Source organism: Yoonia sp. MH D7 (assembly GCF_054439475.1).
Window position 1 is genome coordinate 3,261,048 of record NZ_JBTJCF010000001.1, and the last position, 15,804, is coordinate 3,276,851.

At 57.7% G+C, this 15,804-nt stretch carries 12 protein-coding genes; 5 read left to right on the plus strand and 7 right to left on the minus strand.

The genetic code is table 11. The annotated features are described in order from the left end of the window. Positions 1-20: 20 nt before the first annotated feature. From ACXLHR_RS16240 to ACXLHR_RS16265, 6 genes are all read right to left on the minus strand, one after another. Entirely contained in the window at positions 21-935 is a 915-nt protein-coding gene (locus tag ACXLHR_RS16240) for an ABC transporter permease (protein ID WP_458792410.1), read from the minus strand. Beyond that, positions 935-2,017, minus strand: a complete 1,083-nt coding sequence (locus ACXLHR_RS16245; RefSeq protein ID WP_458792411.1) for an ABC transporter permease — start codon at positions 2,015-2,017, stop codon at positions 935-937. Before ACXLHR_RS16245 ends, ACXLHR_RS16240 begins: the two co-directional genes overlap by 1 nt. After that, positions 2,004-3,521 (minus strand): ABC transporter ATP-binding protein, encoded by a 1,518-nt coding sequence (locus tag ACXLHR_RS16250; RefSeq protein WP_458792412.1) that lies wholly within the window; start codon positions 3,519-3,521, stop codon positions 2,004-2,006. The genes ACXLHR_RS16245 and ACXLHR_RS16250 overlap by 14 nt, the downstream gene beginning before the upstream one ends. A 67-nt stretch (positions 3,522-3,588) precedes the next feature. Then, on the minus strand, positions 3,589-5,877 hold the full coding sequence (gene xdhB, locus ACXLHR_RS16255; protein ID WP_458792413.1) for a xanthine dehydrogenase molybdopterin binding subunit: 2,289 nt from the start codon (positions 5,875-5,877) through the stop codon (positions 3,589-3,591). Continuing rightward, positions 5,874-7,229 (minus strand): xanthine dehydrogenase small subunit, encoded by a 1,356-nt coding sequence (xdhA, locus tag ACXLHR_RS16260; RefSeq protein WP_458792414.1) that lies wholly within the window; start codon positions 7,227-7,229, stop codon positions 5,874-5,876. Before xdhA ends, xdhB begins: the two co-directional genes overlap by 4 nt. 172 nt (positions 7,230-7,401) lie before the next feature. Further along, positions 7,402-7,842 (minus strand): ArsR/SmtB family transcription factor, encoded by a 441-nt coding sequence (locus ACXLHR_RS16265; RefSeq protein ID WP_458792415.1) that lies wholly within the window; start codon positions 7,840-7,842, stop codon positions 7,402-7,404. Between ACXLHR_RS16265 and dnaE the strand changes: the two genes are divergently transcribed. After that, positions 7,841-11,341, plus strand: a complete 3,501-nt coding sequence (dnaE, locus tag ACXLHR_RS16270; protein ID WP_458792416.1) for a DNA polymerase III subunit alpha — start codon at positions 7,841-7,843, stop codon at positions 11,339-11,341. The genes ACXLHR_RS16265 and dnaE overlap by 2 nt on opposite strands. A 90-nt stretch (positions 11,342-11,431) precedes the next feature. Continuing rightward, a complete protein-coding gene (locus ACXLHR_RS16275) occupies positions 11,432-12,175 on the plus strand; it encodes a hypothetical protein (protein ID WP_458792417.1) in 744 nt (247 codons plus the stop codon). Positions 12,176-12,202: 27 nt separating this feature from the next. On the opposite strand, the gene ACXLHR_RS16280 is transcribed toward ACXLHR_RS16275, so the two are convergent. Continuing rightward, on the minus strand, positions 12,203-12,406 hold the full coding sequence (locus ACXLHR_RS16280; RefSeq protein WP_458792418.1) for a SlyX family protein: 204 nt from the start codon (positions 12,404-12,406) through the stop codon (positions 12,203-12,205). 116 nt (positions 12,407-12,522) lie between these two features. On the opposite strand from ACXLHR_RS16280, the gene hisS reads away from it, so the two are divergent. From hisS to hisG, 3 genes are read left to right on the plus strand one after another with little or no spacing between them, the layout of a single operon-like run. After that, complete coding sequence (gene hisS / locus ACXLHR_RS16285; protein WP_458792419.1) at positions 12,523-14,004, plus strand: histidine--tRNA ligase; 1,482 nt, start codon at positions 12,523-12,525, stop codon at positions 14,002-14,004. Next, positions 14,004-15,083, plus strand: a complete 1,080-nt coding sequence (locus tag ACXLHR_RS16290; protein ID WP_458792420.1) for an ATP phosphoribosyltransferase regulatory subunit — start codon at positions 14,004-14,006, stop codon at positions 15,081-15,083. The genes hisS and ACXLHR_RS16290 overlap by 1 nt, the downstream gene beginning before the upstream one ends. Continuing rightward, positions 15,083-15,772, plus strand: coding sequence for an ATP phosphoribosyltransferase (hisG, locus tag ACXLHR_RS16295; RefSeq protein ID WP_458792421.1), 690 nt, complete (start codon positions 15,083-15,085; stop codon positions 15,770-15,772). The genes ACXLHR_RS16290 and hisG overlap by 1 nt, the downstream gene beginning before the upstream one ends. The last annotated feature ends 32 nt before the right edge of the window (positions 15,773-15,804 follow it).

A 15,804-nucleotide genomic window follows, 5' to 3' on the forward strand; every position in this document is an offset into this window, starting at 1 on the left:
TTGGTCTGGCGAGTTTGCCCCTAGCGTGAGGCGTGAAAAATGCGGCCCAGTGAACCTGGTGCGCGTCCTGCCGACATGATGACCAGAACGACGATGGTGGCAATATACGGCGACATGGAAAGGTATTCTACAGGGATTGCGAGCCCCGCTGCTTGCAGGTTGAGCTGTAGAACAGTCACCCCGCCAAAAAGATAGGCACCGAGTAAAAGCCGCAGTGGTTTCCAGCTGGCGAAAACGACGATTGCCAGCGCGATCCAGCCTGCGCCTGCGGTCATACCTTCGGTCCATTGTGGGACGCGCACCAGTGACAGGTAAGCGCCACCAAGGCCTGCGCAAGCGCCGCCGAATGCGATCGCAAGCATCCGTACCCGCACCACTTTGTAGCCCAGTGCATGGGCCGCGTCGTGGTTTTCGCCCACTGCTCGCAGGATCAATCCGCCGCGTGTTTTATTCAGAAAATACCATGTTGCGGCCACCAGAATTAACCCAACGTAGATCATCGGGTCGTGTTGGAAGATGATCGGGCCTATGACGGGGATATCGCCCAAGAGCGGGACGTGGATGTCGGGGAAACTTGGTGCTTTCACGCCGATGTAGCCTTGGCCAATCAGAGCCGAGAGGCCAAGCCCGAAGAGGGTAAGCGAGAGGCCTGTGGCGACTTGGTTTGACAGTAGGTATTGGGTGAGAAAGCCGAAGAGCAGGGACAGGATTGCGCCGCCGATTGCGGCCCCGATAAAGCCGAGCCACGGCGAGCCTGTGTTCACTGCCACCACGAATCCGCAGACGGCCCCTGTAATCATCATGCCCTCTACGCCGAGATTCAAGACGCCCGAGCGTTCGACGACGAGTTCACCGATTGCGGCGAGAAGGATCGGGGTTGCGGCGACCATAAGCGAGGCGAGCAGAAGGATCGGGTTGATTGAGGATAGGTCCATTATGCCAGTTCTCCTGCGCCGAATTTGATTTTGTAGTTGGTCAGCACGTCGACCGCGAGCAAGAAGAATAACAGCATACCTTGCAGTAACTGGATGGCCGCACCCGGCAGGCCGAGGTTGGATTGGGCGATTTCGCCGCCGATATAGGTCAGCGCCATTAGCCCGCCTGCAAGCAGGATCCCAACGGGGTGTAAGCGCCCGAGGAACGCCACGATGATCGCGGTGAAGCCATAGCCCACGTTGAAATCGATGCTGACCTGACCGGCGGGGCCCGACACTTCGAACATGCCAGCGAGGCCTGCAAGACCGCCAGAGATGCCCAAGCAGATGAGAACGAGAGCCTTGGGGTTCACGCCTGCAAAGGCGGCGGCGCGTGGTGATTGGCCAGAGAGCCGGACTTGGAAGCCGAACATGTGTCGCGATAGGGTGATGTAGGCGAAGATCACAGCGATGAAAGCAGCGACAACGCCCCAGTGCATGCCCGAACCCGAGATGATTTCCAAGTTAGCCGCAGAGGGGTATTGCGAGAGGTTGCGCGAGCCGGGGAAGCCCATCCCTTCGGGGTTGCGCATTGCGCCGAGTGCCATGGAGGCCAGTATTTGTTCGGCGACGTAGACGAGCATCAAAGAGACGAGGATTTCGTTGGTGCCGAATTTGACGCGCAGGATGCCCGGGATCATAGCCCAGAGGGTGCCGCCGATAGCGCCTGCGAGGACCATGAGCGGGAAGATGAACCAAGCATCGGTGGGGTAGAATGCAAGTCCGACACCTGCGCCGAAGAGGGCGCCCATGATGTATTGACCTTCGGTCCCGATATTCCACACACCCGCGCGAAAGCCGAACGAGAGGCCGATTGCGATCAGCACCAGCGGTCCGCCTTTTATCAGCAGTTGCGGGCGGTAATACCATGCGAACTCGGAGAAGAGCGGATCAAGAAAGATCGTACGGATGGTTTCAAACGGGTTCTTGCCCAAGGTCGCGAACAGGATGCCGCCGAAAAACATCGTGAGGATAACGGCCAGAATTGGGGTGGCCAATGTCCAACCTTTTGACGGGTTGGCCCGTTTTTCAAGCGTCAACATGTGCGACCTCCATATCGTGTGCGCCGCCAAGCATCAGCCCTATTTCTTTGATTGTCAGCCCTTGGGCGGGTCGTGGGTCGGACAGCCTGCCTTCGTTAAGCGCTGCAAATCTGTCGGATATTTCCATCAGTTCGTCAAGGTCTTGGCTAATGACGATCACGGCGGCGCCTGCGTCGGCGAGGTCAATGATCGCTTGCCTGATCGCGGCCGCAGCAGAAGCATCGACCCCCCATGTCGGTTGGTTGATGATCAGCACATCGGGGCTTTGCAGGATTTCGCGGCCGATGACGAATTTTTGCAAGTTACCGCCAGAAAGCGAACGTGCCGCGCTAGAGGCGCCGGGCGTGCGCACATCGAATGTGCTGATAATTTCTTGGGCAAATGTGCGCGTTTTGTCCCATTGCAGGAAGCCGTTTTTAGTCAGGTTCTTGCGCGTGGCGCCGGTCAGTAGGGCGTTCTCGATCAGGCTCATGTCGGGGGCGGCAGCGTGGCCGTTGCGTTCTTCGGGGGCGGCGCAAAGTCCGAGTGCGCGGCGGGGGTTTGGCGCGAGGTGGCCGATGGGATGGCCGGTAAGTTGCACCATGTCGGGGGCGGTTTTCATTTCTCCGGAGAGAGCTGCGACGAGTTCGTCTTGTCCGTTGCCTGCCACGCCGCCGATGCCCAGAATTTCGCCTTTGCGCACTTCAAGTGAAATGTCGCGCAGAGCGGTTCCAAACTGGTGCGGGGCTTTGGCCGTCAGGTTTCTGAGCGTGAGGATGACGTCGCCTTTGGGTTTGTCGGATTTTTCGGGGACGTGCAGGATGGTGCCGACCATCAGTTCGGCCATGTCGCGTGCCGAGGTATCGCGGGGCACGCACGCGCCAACAACTTTTCCCAAGCGCAGCACGGTGGCGTTATCGCACAGGCTGCGGATTTCTTCGAGTTTGTGTGAAATATAGAGGATTGATGTGCCTTCGGAGGCGAGTTTGCGCAGGGTTTGGAACAGAATGTCGACCTCTTGCGGGGTCAAGACGGATGTCGGTTCGTCCATGATCAGGAGTTTGGGATCTTGCAGCAGGCAGCGGATGATTTCGACCCGTTGCCGTTCGCCTGCGGATAGGTCGCCGACAGTGCGGTCGGGATCAAGCGGTAGGCCGTATTGGTCGGAGATGCGGCGGACGTCTGCGGCAACTTGGGCCTGTGGGGGGGGATTTTCTAGGCCGAGCGATATGTTTTCCGCTACGGTCAATGCGTCGAATAACGAGAAGTGCTGGAAAACCATCGCAACCCCTGCAGCCCGTGCGGCGCGCGGCTCGGCGGGGGCGAAGGGTTTGCCGTTCAGCGTCATGCTGCCCGCGTCCGGTTTGACCAGACCGTAGATCGCCTTGACCAGTGTGGATTTGCCCGCACCGTTTTCGCCCAAAAGCGCGTGAATTTCGCCTTGTTCGATTTGGAGCGAGACGTCTTTGTTGGCGATGACGCCAGGGTATGCTTTGGTCAGGTTTCTGACGGTCAGAAGGCTCATGCGGTTTTGTCCTTTGGGCGTGTAATGGCGGGTCCTGCGGTGCGGGTAAATTGGATGGTGATACTATTCATGTGCGCACCTTTTTGACAGCAGCGAGGATGCGTTCGGCTGTGGCTGGTGCGTTGAGGGAGGGGTAGGTATTGCCGCAAGACGCAACCGCGTCCGACAGCGCCATGAGGGCCGAAATGCCATGCATGAAGGGCGGTTCGCCGACGGCCTTGGACCGGTAGACGGTATTGGCGGGGTTGGGTTTGTCCCAGAGCGTTACGTTGAAGATGCGGGGTCTATCAGAGCAGGCGGGGATTTTGTAGGTCGCGGGAGCGTGGGTTTTAAGCATGCCTTTTGCGTCCCAGACCAGTTCTTCTGTGGTGAGCCAGCCCGCACCTTGCACGTAGCCGCCCTCGATTTGGCCGATGTCCAGATCGGGGTTAAGCGAGGTGCCTGCGTCGTGCAGGATGTCGCAGCGCAGGATGCGGTTTTCGCCGGTGAGCGTGTCGATCACGACTTCGGTGAGGGCAGCGCCTTGGGCGAAGTAGAAGAAAGGTTGCCCTTGTCCTTTGATCCGGTCCCACGCGAGGTCGGGGGTTTTGTAGAATCCCGTGGCCGAGAGGCTGACGCGGTTGGTGTAGGCCAGCATGGTGGCTTGGGCAAAGGTGAGGGTGATGTCGCCTGCGGTGACCTGATTGTTTTTGAAGGTGACGTTGGAGGGTTTGCCGCCGTGGGTTTGCGCCACGATTTCAGCGATACGTGCAATGATGGTGTCGCAGGCGTTTTGCACGGCCATGCCGTTGAGGTCGGTCCCTGACGAGGCGGCAGTCGCGGAGGTGTTGGGGACTTTGGCGGTATCAGTGGCTGTGATTTTGATCGTGTCCATAGAGACGCCAAAGCGGGAGGCGGCGACTTGCGCGACTTTTTGGAACAGCCCTTGCCCCATTTCAGTGCCGCCGTGGTTAAGGTGGATCGAGCCGTCTTGGTAGACGTGCACCAGTGCGCCCGCTTGGTTGAGGTGGGTCAGGGTGAAAGAGATGCCGAATTTGACGGGCGCAAAGCCAAGCCCTTTTTTCAAGATCTGGTTGGTGGCATTCCATGCGTCGACGGATTTGCGCCGCTCGGTGTAGTTGGCGGAGGTAAGCAGGGCGGTGGTGATGTCTTGCAGGATAAAGTCGTTGACCTTCATGCCGTAGGGGGTGGTGTTGGTGGCGTCGGCGCTGTCCATGTGGGTGTAGTAGTTGGCTTGGCGCACGGCAACGGGGTCGAGGTTCAGGTGGGCCGCGATGTGGTCCATCACCCGCTCTATGCCAAGCACACCTTGGGGGCCGCCGAAACCACGGTAGGCAGTGGCGCTTTGCGTGTTGGTTTTGAGGCGGTGCGAGGTGATGCGCGTGTGGTTCAAGAGGTAGGCGTTGTCGGCGTGCAGCATGGCGCGGTCGGCCACAGGGATGGTCAGATCGAGTGCCCAGCCTGCGCGGGTGAGTTGCGTGAAATCGACGCCAGCGAGTTTACCGTGGTCGTCAAAGCCGATGTCGTAGTCGATGCGGAAATCGTGCCGTTTGCCGGTGATGATCATGTCGTCGTCGCGGTCGTAGCGCATTTTGCAGGGCAATCCTAAGGCGCGTGCTGCGATGGCGCAGCCTACGGCAAGCGCGTTGCCCTGGCTTTCTTTGCCGCCAAAACCGCCGCCCATGCGCCGCACTTCGACCCGCACGGCGTGCATCGGGACGCCGATGGCTTCTGCAACTTTGTGTTGGATTTCGGTCGGGTGTTGGGTGGAGGAGTGCACGATCATATCGCCGCCTTCTTGCGGCAGGGCGAGCGCGGCTTGGCCTTCGAGGTAGAAGTGTTCCTGGCCGCCCATGTCGATGCTGCCTTGCAGGCGGTGTTTGGCAGAGGTGAGTGCGGTGTCGACGTCGCCTTTTGACCAGATGCGCGGGCCGTCTTCAAAGCGGGAGTTGGCGGCGATGGCGTCTTTTATTGTGAGGATTGGCGTGCGTTCGGTGTAGGTGGTTTTGGCGAGACGCGCGGCTTTTCTCGCGGCCAAGTGGGAGGTCGCCGCGACCATAAAGATTGCTTGGCCGAGGTAGTGGACCTCGCCTGTCGACAGCAGTGGTTCGTCATGCGCGCCGGGCGATACGTCGTTATCAAACGGCAAGTCGCTGGCGGTAAAAACGGCGACGACCCCAGCGGCAGCGCGCACTGCGTCGAGGTTGAGATCGGTGATCGTGCCGTTTGCGATTTCGCTGAGCCCGAAAGCCAAGTGTAGTGTGCCAGTGGGGGTAGGGATGTCGTCGATATAGCGCGCGCTGCCTTGGACGTGCAGGGGGGCTGTATCGTGCGGCAGGGATTTGTGAACGCTCATGGCTGCACCTCGAGGATGGAAGTGGGGTGGCCTGCGAGGTCACTGAAGTAGCGGATGAGCATGTTCGCGGCGGTCTCTAGGCGGTAGTCGGCGCTGGCGCGCATGTCGGACATCGGGGTGTAGTCGTCTGCGAATTCGGGCAGGGCATTTTGCACGGTTTCCATGGTCCACGGTTGGCCGAGCAGGGCGGATTCGACATGGGTGGCGCGGGCAGGTGTGCCGGCCATGCCGCCGAATGCGATGACGGCAGATTGCACTTTTCCATCTTTTATCGTCACGTTGAAGGCGCCGCAGACCGCAGAAATGTCTTGGTCGAACCTTTTTGATAATTTGTAAACCCGCAGGTCAGGGGCGGATTTGGGGATTGTCACGCCTGTCACAAGTTCGCCTTTTGCGCGATCTTGTTTGCCATAAGAGATGAAGAAGTCGGCAAGCGGGATTGTGCGGCTTTTGGTGTCGTGACGTAGGTGGAGTGTTGCGCCGAGTGCGATCAGCGCGGGTGGGTTGTCGCCGATGGGCGAGCCGTTGGCGATGTTGCCGCCAATTGTTGCCGCAGCGCGGACTTGTTCCGAGCCGTAGCGCCGCACCATTTCTGCGTAGGAGGGGTGCAGCGGTTTAAGGGCGTTATGGACGTCGGACATGGTGACGCCCGCGCCGAATGTGATGTGGGTGTCGGTTTGCGTGATTTGTTGCAATTCGGTGCAGCGGTGCAGAAAGATTACCTTGTCGAGATCGCGCAGTTGTTTGGTGACCCAGAGGCCCACGTCGGTTGCGCCAGCGATGATGGTCGCGTCGGGGTTGGCGGCATACCAAGCGGCGATGTCATTGAGGGAGGTTGGCGCAAAGGGCACCTCGGGGGCTGGTGCGACGTTTTCTTTCATCCATGTGGGGACGGGCATGTCCTCTGATGCTTTTGCGGCGCGAATGATCGGAGCGTAGCCGGTGCAGCGGCACAGGTTGCCCGCAAGCATATCGTCGTGGTCGGTGCGCCCGTTGGCGTGGCCCGCAGCCATCGAGGCGATAAATCCAGGCGTGCAAAACCCGCATTGTGACCCGTGGTGGTCGATCATAGCCTGTTGCACCGGATGCAGGGTGCCGTCCGGCGCGCTAATGCCTTCAACGGTGCGCACGGATTTGCCGTGCAGTTGTGGCATCAAGAGGATGCAGGCGTTCAACGCGCGTTTGGAATGGGCGTCGGTGACGATAACGGAACATGCGCCGCAGTCGCCCTCGTTGCAGCCTTCTTTCGTGCCAGTGAGGTGTTGGGAAATGCGAAGCCAGTCTAGCAGGGTTTGCGTGGCCGGTGTTTCCACTTCCACGGTGTTCCCGTTCAGAAGAAACGAAACTTTCATCGGTTAACCTGCCGCGGTACTGGTTTAATCGGGACATGGATGACGTCGATGCGGCGTAGACGCGAGCCTCCGTTTGGGTGATGAAACCCGCGCTGTGTTTCGAAAGCAAGCTTTTTCGTAAAGTTTTGAACGCTAAGGTGCGGTTTTTGGTGGGGATACACTGGCTGTCGTATTATTGTGGGTCCAGCGAAAGCGGCAGTTGATCGAGTTCATCGAGTTGCTTTTCCCACAACAGGCGTTGCCAAGCGAGCCAGCCTTGAACCTCTAACAAGGGCGAGGCTTCGATGTGACAGGTGCGCACGCGGCCAGTTTTTTCCGATCGCACGAGGCCGCATTTTTCCAGCACCGAAAGGTGGCGCATAAAGGTCGGCAGAGCCATGGCGTGTGGTGCGGCCAAGGTGCTGACGGTTGCGGGGCTGCGCACAAGGTGTTCGATGACGGCACGGCGGGTTGGGTCGCTGAGGGCTGCGAAACAGGCGTCGAGGTGGGGTGTCATTTTGTGCATAGCAGGGAATCGCCTTTCGTAGGTTAGCAGGGTCGCTAACAAATCAAGTGCCTGCAAGAGCAAAGTGCCGCTTGGCCCCGCGCGGCGCAGCCCGTAAGTTGGCCGCATGTCAAATGATCCCCGATTCATCCACCTGCGCGTACATTCTGAATATTCCCTGTTGCAGGGGGCTGTTCATGTCAAAAAACTGCCTGAAATGGCGGCGCATATGTTTATGCCTGCGGTGGCTGTGACCGATACCAACAATATGTTCTGTGCCTTGGAGTTTTCCGAAGGCGCCGCAAAGGCCGGTGTGCAGCCGATTATTGGCTGTCAGATTGATGTCGGGTTCGTGCCTGTCGAGCCGGGGAAGCGCCCCGAGGATCCTGCCGCGGTGGTTTTATTGGCCCAGTCGGAAGCCGGGTATATGAACCTGATGAAGCTGAATTCCTGCACGTATTTGCATCAGGACGGGTTGTTGCCGCAGGTCACGTTGGAGGATTTGGAGCGGTATTCGGGTGGGTTGATTTGTTTGAGCGGTGGCCCTGATGGGCCGGTAGGGCGGTTTTTGCGACAGGGGCAGAGGCCCAAAGCCGAGGCGTTGATGGACCGTTTGGCTGCCGCTTATCCTGATCGGTTGTATGTCGAATTGCAGCGCCATCCTGATAGTGACGGTTTGCCGGAGGCGGAGCGTTTGTCCGAGCAGGGTTTTATCGAGATGGCCTATGCGAAGGGCTTGCCGCTGGTCGCGACGAATGATGTATATTTTCCGAAAGCATCGTTGTTCGAGGCGCATGATGCGTTGATGTGTATTGCTGACGGCGCTTACGTCGATCAGCAAGAGCCGCGCCGCCGCCTGACGCCGCAGCATTATTTCAAGTCGCCGCGCGAGATGACGACGTTATTTGCCGATCTGCCGGAAGCGATTGAAAATACCGTCGAGATTGCTAAGCGGTGTGGGTTCAAGGTTTATAAGCGCGATCCGATTTTGCCGAAGTTTGCGGATGACGAGATTGAGGAATTGCGCAGGCAGGCCAACGAGGGTTTGCAGGCGCGTTTGGCGGTTATTCCCCATGCGGTGAGCCTGGAGGAATATCAGGCGCGTTTGGATTTCGAGCTGGGGATTATCGAGGGTATGGGGTTTCCCGGCTACTTTTTGATCGTTGCCGATTTTATCAAATATGCCAAGGATAACCGCATTCCTGTCGGGCCCGGGCGGGGGTCTGGTGCGGGGTCGTTGGTGGCTTATGCGTTGTTGATTACCGACCTTGATCCGCTACGATATTCTTTGCTGTTCGAGCGGTTTTTGAACCCTGAACGTGTTTCGATGCCCGACTTTGATATCGATTTTTGCATGGATCGCCGCGAGGAGGTGATCCGGTATGTGCAGGAGAAATATGGCCGCGATAAGGTTGGGCAAATCATTACCTTTGGTGCGCTTTTGTCCAAGGCGGCGGTACGTGATGTGGGCCGTGTTTTGCAGATGTCGTATGGGCAGGTGGATCGCCTGAGTAAGATGATCCCTGTAGAGGGGGTGAAGCCGGTTTCGATCGAGAAAGCCTTGGCCGACGAGCCGCGTTTGCGCGAAGAGGCGAAGAACGATGAGGTGACCGCGCGGTTGTTAAGCTATGCCCAGCAGGTCGAGGGGCTGTTGCGCAACGCGTCAACCCACGCGGCGGGTGTTGTGATTGGCGACCGTCCGTTGGATGAGTTGGTCCCGCTTTATCAGGATCCACGCTCGGATATGCCTGCGACGCAGTTCAACATGAAGTGGGTTGAGCAGGCGGGGTTGGTCAAGTTCGACTTTTTGGGCCTGAAGACGCTGACGGTTATTCAAAATGCGGTTGATCTGGTGGTGAAATCGGGACGTCCGCTGCATCAGGCGGCCGATGGCACTACGTTGTTCATGCCGCCCGAGGGTTTGTTGAACGACATTGGTACGATCCCGCTGGATGATGAGGCGTCTTACAAGCTTTATGCCAGCGCCAAAACTGTTGCGGTGTTTCAGGTGGAATCCAGCGGCATGATGGATGCGCTTAAGCGCATGAAGCCGACCTGTATCGAGGATATTGTGGCGCTCGTGGCGCTGTATCGTCCGGGGCCGATGGAGAATATTCCGACCTATTGTGAGGTCAAGAACGGGGTCAAAGAGATTGAATCCGTGCATCCGTCGATTGACCATTTGTTGGCCGAGACGCAGGGGATTATTGTTTACCAAGAACAGGTTATGCAGATTGCGCAGGTCATGGCGGGCTATAGCCTTGGCGGCGCTGACCTGTTGCGCCGTGCGATGGGTAAGAAGATCGCCGAGGAAATGGCCAAGGAGCGGCCCAAGTTCGAGAAGGGCGCCATGGAGAATGGCGTTAATAAGAAGAAGGCTTCTGAGGTTTTTGACCTTTTGGAGAAGTTCGCGAACTATGGGTTTAACAAATCGCACGCAGCGGCCTATGCGGTGGTCAGTTACCAGACCGCGTGGTTGAAGGCGAACCATCCTGTCGAGTTTATGGCGGGTGTGATGAACTGCGATATTCATCTGACGGATAAGCTGGCCACGTATTTTCAAGAGGTCAAAAAGGGTCTTAAGATTGGTTATACGCCGCCTTGTGTAAACCGCTCGATGGCGACATTTGATGTGAAAGATCAGAAGTTGGTGTATGCGCTGGGCGCGTTGAAGAACGTGGGCGTTGAGGCGATGAAGCTGATTGTCGATGGGCGCGGCGAGAAGCAGTTTGTGACGTTATTTGATTTTGCGCGGCGTGTGGATATCAAGCGCGTGGGCAAGCGTCCGTTGGAAATGCTGGCGCGGGCTGGTGCGTTTGATGTGCTTGATCCCAACCGTCGGCGTGTGCTTTCAAGTCTTGATGCGCTGGTCGGGTATTCGGCGGCGATCCATGACCAAAAGTCGTCAAATCAGGTGTCGTTGTTTGGTGAGGCGGGTGATGATTTGCCTGAGCCACGTTTGGCGGGGGGCGATGATTTTTTGCCAGCCGAGCGTTTGGCAGAAGAGTTCAAGGCGATCGGGTTTTATCTGTCGGGCCATCCGCTGGATGATTATATGGCCGCGTTGCGCCGCAAGCAGGTTTTGACGTTGGATGAGGTCATGGTGAAGGCTGCGCGTGGGGCCTGTATCGTGAAAATGGCAGGCACGGTTTCGGGTCGTCAGGAGCGCAAATCGGCGCGGGGTAATCGGTTTGCTTTTGCGCAATTGTCTGATCCTACCGGCCAATATGAGGTCACGTTGTTTTCTGATACATTGGAAGCCGCGCGCGATCATCTGGAGACTGGCAGTCAGGTTGTGATTGCCTGTGAGGCCACGATGGAGGCCGATGTGTTGAAGTTGCTGGGCCGTTCGGTTTCGCCGATTGATACGGCTGTGGCGGATGCGGGCAGTTCGGGATTGCGGGTGTTTTTGGAGAGCCCTGATGCCATTGGATCGGTTGCGACGATTTTAGAAAACGCGATGCGTGACAAAGTGCGTGGTGGCCGTGGTCCGGTGTATTTCTGTCTTCTAGACCCTGATTTGCCCGGTGAAGTCGAGATTGATTTGGGGCAGGATTACCCTGTGAACCCACAAATCAAAGGTGCGCTTAAGTCGTTGAACGGCGTGATGGAAGTCGAGGAAATCTGATCGGCGAAATGCCGCATCGTGACCTTTTTGATACGTGGACGGGGCGGGTTCGGGTTGTTACACCCTCCCAATACCTAACGGGGGGCGCTTGTGACAATGAGCCGTGGTTTGATTCTGATCTGTATGCTTGGTGTTGCGGGATGCAGCCCCGATCCGGCAATTCCGCTATTGTCGGACGTGTCTTTGGCAGATGATGATGTGTCGATGGCCTTGGCCGGGGCGACGGGCGAAGATGTGTCCAGCGCCGTTGTTGAACGCGCTGTGGCACAGGTTGAGACGCCAAAAGCAGGGTTTTTTGGCCGGATGTTTGGCGGTCCCACACAGGGCCCCGGCGTAGAGGTGCGTAGCGGCCCCGATGCGCAAGAGGTGGCTGTGGGCACGAAGCTGCCTTATGGTCAGATCGCCCGCAATTGTAGCGTTTCGTCCGGTGATCTAGGCGCGAAAGTGGATGAAAACGCGGGTTATTCGCTTTATGATAGCGCGCCCACCCAGACCGGATTGCGCACACATTATGTCACTGGTTTCAAAGATAATTGCGCACGTCAGTTCACCGCCGCGACCTCTTTGATGGGCGATATCGGGACCCATGAGGTGGTGCGGTATATGCCGACTAATCGTGATGTTGCTTATAATGTAACCGACGCAGCCTATGAAACGATGAAGTCGGCGTTTTGCCGTGTGGGGCATGGTTCGCCCTGCGGTGCCAAGCTGGATCGTTTAGCGCGGAGCACGACGTTTATCACCGCCTACGAGCAGTTCGGGTCGAACCCGACGTGGTCGAATATCTTGCTACATGATGGTGGGGTTGTGGCGATGGGGCCGTCGGATCACTGATTTATCCCAGTAATCTATCCCGTTAATTTACCAGTGTGGGGGGCGTTGATCGGCCAAGGGAATTGATCCGCCTGCATCCATTTCGCGCCCTGCTTCGCGCTCCATCAGCATCGCAAGTCGGCGCGTTGCTTTGTCGAGCGCGGTTTGCTGCGCTGCCACGATGTCGGACAGGTCTTCGACGGTCCGTGTCAGGTGGGCGATTTTTTCTTCGAGATGTGTGATGTCTGTCATGGCGCTGTCATAGCACGCGGGTATTGGCGCGGGGAAGCCCCGAAACATAGCGTTGCCCCAATGGGCGCAGGGGTGTAGACGCGGGCGCATATGGTAGATTTTTACGCGAGGCGATGATGGCCAAGGACAAGAAACAACCCCGCCCAAAGGCACAAACGCCTAAGGGTTTTCATGATTATTTTGGTGCGCAGGTTGAAGCCCGCACTGAAATGTTGCGCAAGATTGCGGGTGTTTATCATCGTTACGGGTTTGATGCGCTGGAAACGTCTGCTGTTGAGACTGTTGAGGCGCTGGGCAAGTTTTTGCCTGATGTGGACCGCCCGAACGAGGGTGTGTTTGCGTGGCTGGAAGAGGACAAAGATTGGTTGGCGCTGCGCTATGATCTGACCGCGCCGTTGGCCCGTGCCTATGCCCAGCACCGCAATGATTTGCCGAACCCTTACCGCCGTTACGCGATGGGACCTGTTTGGCGTAATGAGAAGCCGGGACCGGGTCGTTTTCGCCAGTTTTATCAGTGTGATGCGGATACCGTTGGGGCGTCATCTGTGGCGGCTGATGCCGAGATTTGTGCGATGCTGGCGGACTGTTTGGAAGTGGTTGGGATTGAGCGCGGCGACTATGTTGTGCGCGTCAATAATCGCAAGGTTTTGAATGGTGTGATGGAAGTTGCTGGGCTGTCGGGTGATGACAAAGAGGCCGAGCGCGGGATTGTTTTGCGGGCGATTGATAAGCTTGATCGTCTTGGTGAGGACGGCGTGCGCGCCTTGATCGGCGAAGGTCGCAAGGATGCCAGTGGTGATTTTACCAAAGGTGCGGGCTTGGGTGATGCTGAGGCCGATATTGTCATGGGCTTTATGAATGCCAAGCGGGATACGGGCGCCGAGACGGTCGCCCGTTTGCGCGAATTGGTGTCTGGGTCTGTTGTCGGTGCCGAGGGCGTTGACGAGTTGGAGACGATTGCCAGCCTGCTTGAGGCGGGTGGTTATGGACCTGATCGTATCGAGATTGATCCGAGCGTTGTGCGCGGGCTGGGTTATTATACCGGGCCTGTGTTTGAGGCTGAGTTGACGTTTGAGGTGTTGGACGACAAGGGTCGTGCGCGGAACTTTGGATCTGTGGCTGGTGGGGGTCGTTACGATGATCTTGTGAAGCGGTTTACTGGCCAAGAGGTGCCTGCGACGGGTGTTTCGATTGGCGTGGATCGCCTGTTGGCGGCACTTGAGGCGAAGGGGCGGTTGGATACGACGGCTGTTGGGCCTGTTGTTGTGACGGTGATGGATCGCGACCGTATGGCGGATTATCAAGGTATGGTTGCAGAATTGCGCAATGCGGGAATTCGCGCCGAGGTATATTTGGGCAACCCCAAGAATTTTGGTAACCAGTTGAAATATGCGGATAAACGTAACTCTCCTGTTGCGATTATTGCGGGTGGTGACGAGTTTGACAAAGGTGTTGTGCAGATCAAGGATTTGATTTTGGGCGCGAAGATTGCCGAGAATGCGACCCTTGAGGAATGGAAAGATCGCCCGTCACAGTATGAAGTGGCGCGTGGTGATCTGGTCGGACGTGTGCGTGAGATTTTGGACGGGCAGGGCTAATGAGCACAGCGATTAAGGACGAAGCGCAGCGCATTTCGGATGTGTTTGTTGCGGCGGGGGCGATGCCTGTTGAGACGGATATTTTGCTGCCTGCGGATGTGTTGCTGGACCTTTACGGCGAGGATATTCGCGGGCGGGCATATGTGACGGGTGATCCGCTGCGCGGTGAGATGATGTTGCGGCCTGATTTCACGCTGCCAGTTGTGCAGATGCATATGGTGAGCCGTGCGGACCCTGCGCGCTATACTTATGCGGGCCCTGTTTTTCGTAAGCAAGAGTATGATGAAGCCCGTGCTAACGAGTTTTTGCAGGTGGGGTTTGAGGTGTTTGATGGCCACAATCCTGCGCAGGCCGATGCCGATGTGTTTGCCGCGATTGCGGGGGCGCTAGAAGGTCTGCCAGTGCATGCCGCGACGGGTGATCTGGGGATTTTAAAAGCAGCGGTGCGCGGGTTGCGCACGACAGATGCGCGCAAGGCGGCATTGGCGCGGCACATTTGGCGACCTCGTCGGTTCCGCGCGTTGATTGATCGTTTTGGCGGTCGCACGCCGCCACCTGCGAGCCGAGTCGCGCTGTTGGCTGCTGATGATCCGTTCGAGCATGCGGGGCCTGTTGTGGGTTTGCGCAGTCGCGAAGAGGTGCAGTCGCGGGTTGATGTTTTGCGTGTCGATGCGCAAGCGGCGCCGATTTCACATGAAGAATTGGGGTTGATTGATGCGCTGTTGTCGGTCCGCGAAGTGTCGCCTAATGCGTTGAGCGTCCTGCGCGATATTGCGGTGGATATGCCTGCGATCGGGTCGGCAGTTGCGGTGTTTGCTGCGCGTTTGGATGCCTTGTCCGCGCGAGGTGTCGATGTTGATGCCCTTCCGTTTGAAGCCAGTTATGGTCGCACGACGTTGGAGTATTACGACGGATTTGTGTTCGGCTTTAGTGCGATAGATCGTCCTGAATTGCCTCCTGTGGCGACAGGTGGTCGCTATGATGCGTTGACTGCTGTTTTGGGGCAGGGCACGACGTTGCCTGCCGTGGGCGGAGTTGTGCGCCCGGATTTGTGCCTGTTGTTGAAGGAGCCGGTGTGATGTTGAAATTGGGTGTGCCGTCCAAGGGCCGTTTGATGGAAAAGACGTTTGACTGGTTCGGCGCGCGCGGTGTGACCTTGCGCAAGGCGGGGTCAGAGCGCGAGTATTCTGGTGTTGTTGATGGCATTGACGGTGTTGAACTGGTGCTGTTGTCGGCGGGTGAAATTCCGCGTGAGTTGGCGGCGGGCCGTATTCATTTGGGTGTGACCGGCTCTGATTTGGTGCGGGAAAAGTTGGCCCATTGGGAGACTCGCGTGCACGAGATTGCGTTGATGGGTTTTGGTGGTGCGGATTTGATTATTGCTGTGCCGCAATCCTGGGTTGATGTGGATACGCTGGATGATCTGGATGCGGCGGCGGCGGCGTTTCGCGCCAAGCACGGGTTTCGCATGCGGATTGCGACCAAGTATCACCGTCTGGTGCGCGAGTTTTTGCGTGACAGTGGTGTGGCGGATTATCAGCTCGTCGATAGTCAGGGCGCGACGGAAGGCGTGGTCAAGAACGAGACCGCAGAAGCGATTGCCGATATTACCTCTACTGGCGAAACGCTGCGCGCCAATGGATTGAAGATCATCCATGATGGCTTGATCCATGCCTCACAGGCCACGTTGTTTCGTGGTAAGCGCGATGGTTGGACGGATCAGCAGCGTAAGACGTTGTTGGAATTGGAAGATCGGTTGGGCGTGTAGCCCACAGTTGATGGTTGGGCGTGTAGCCCACG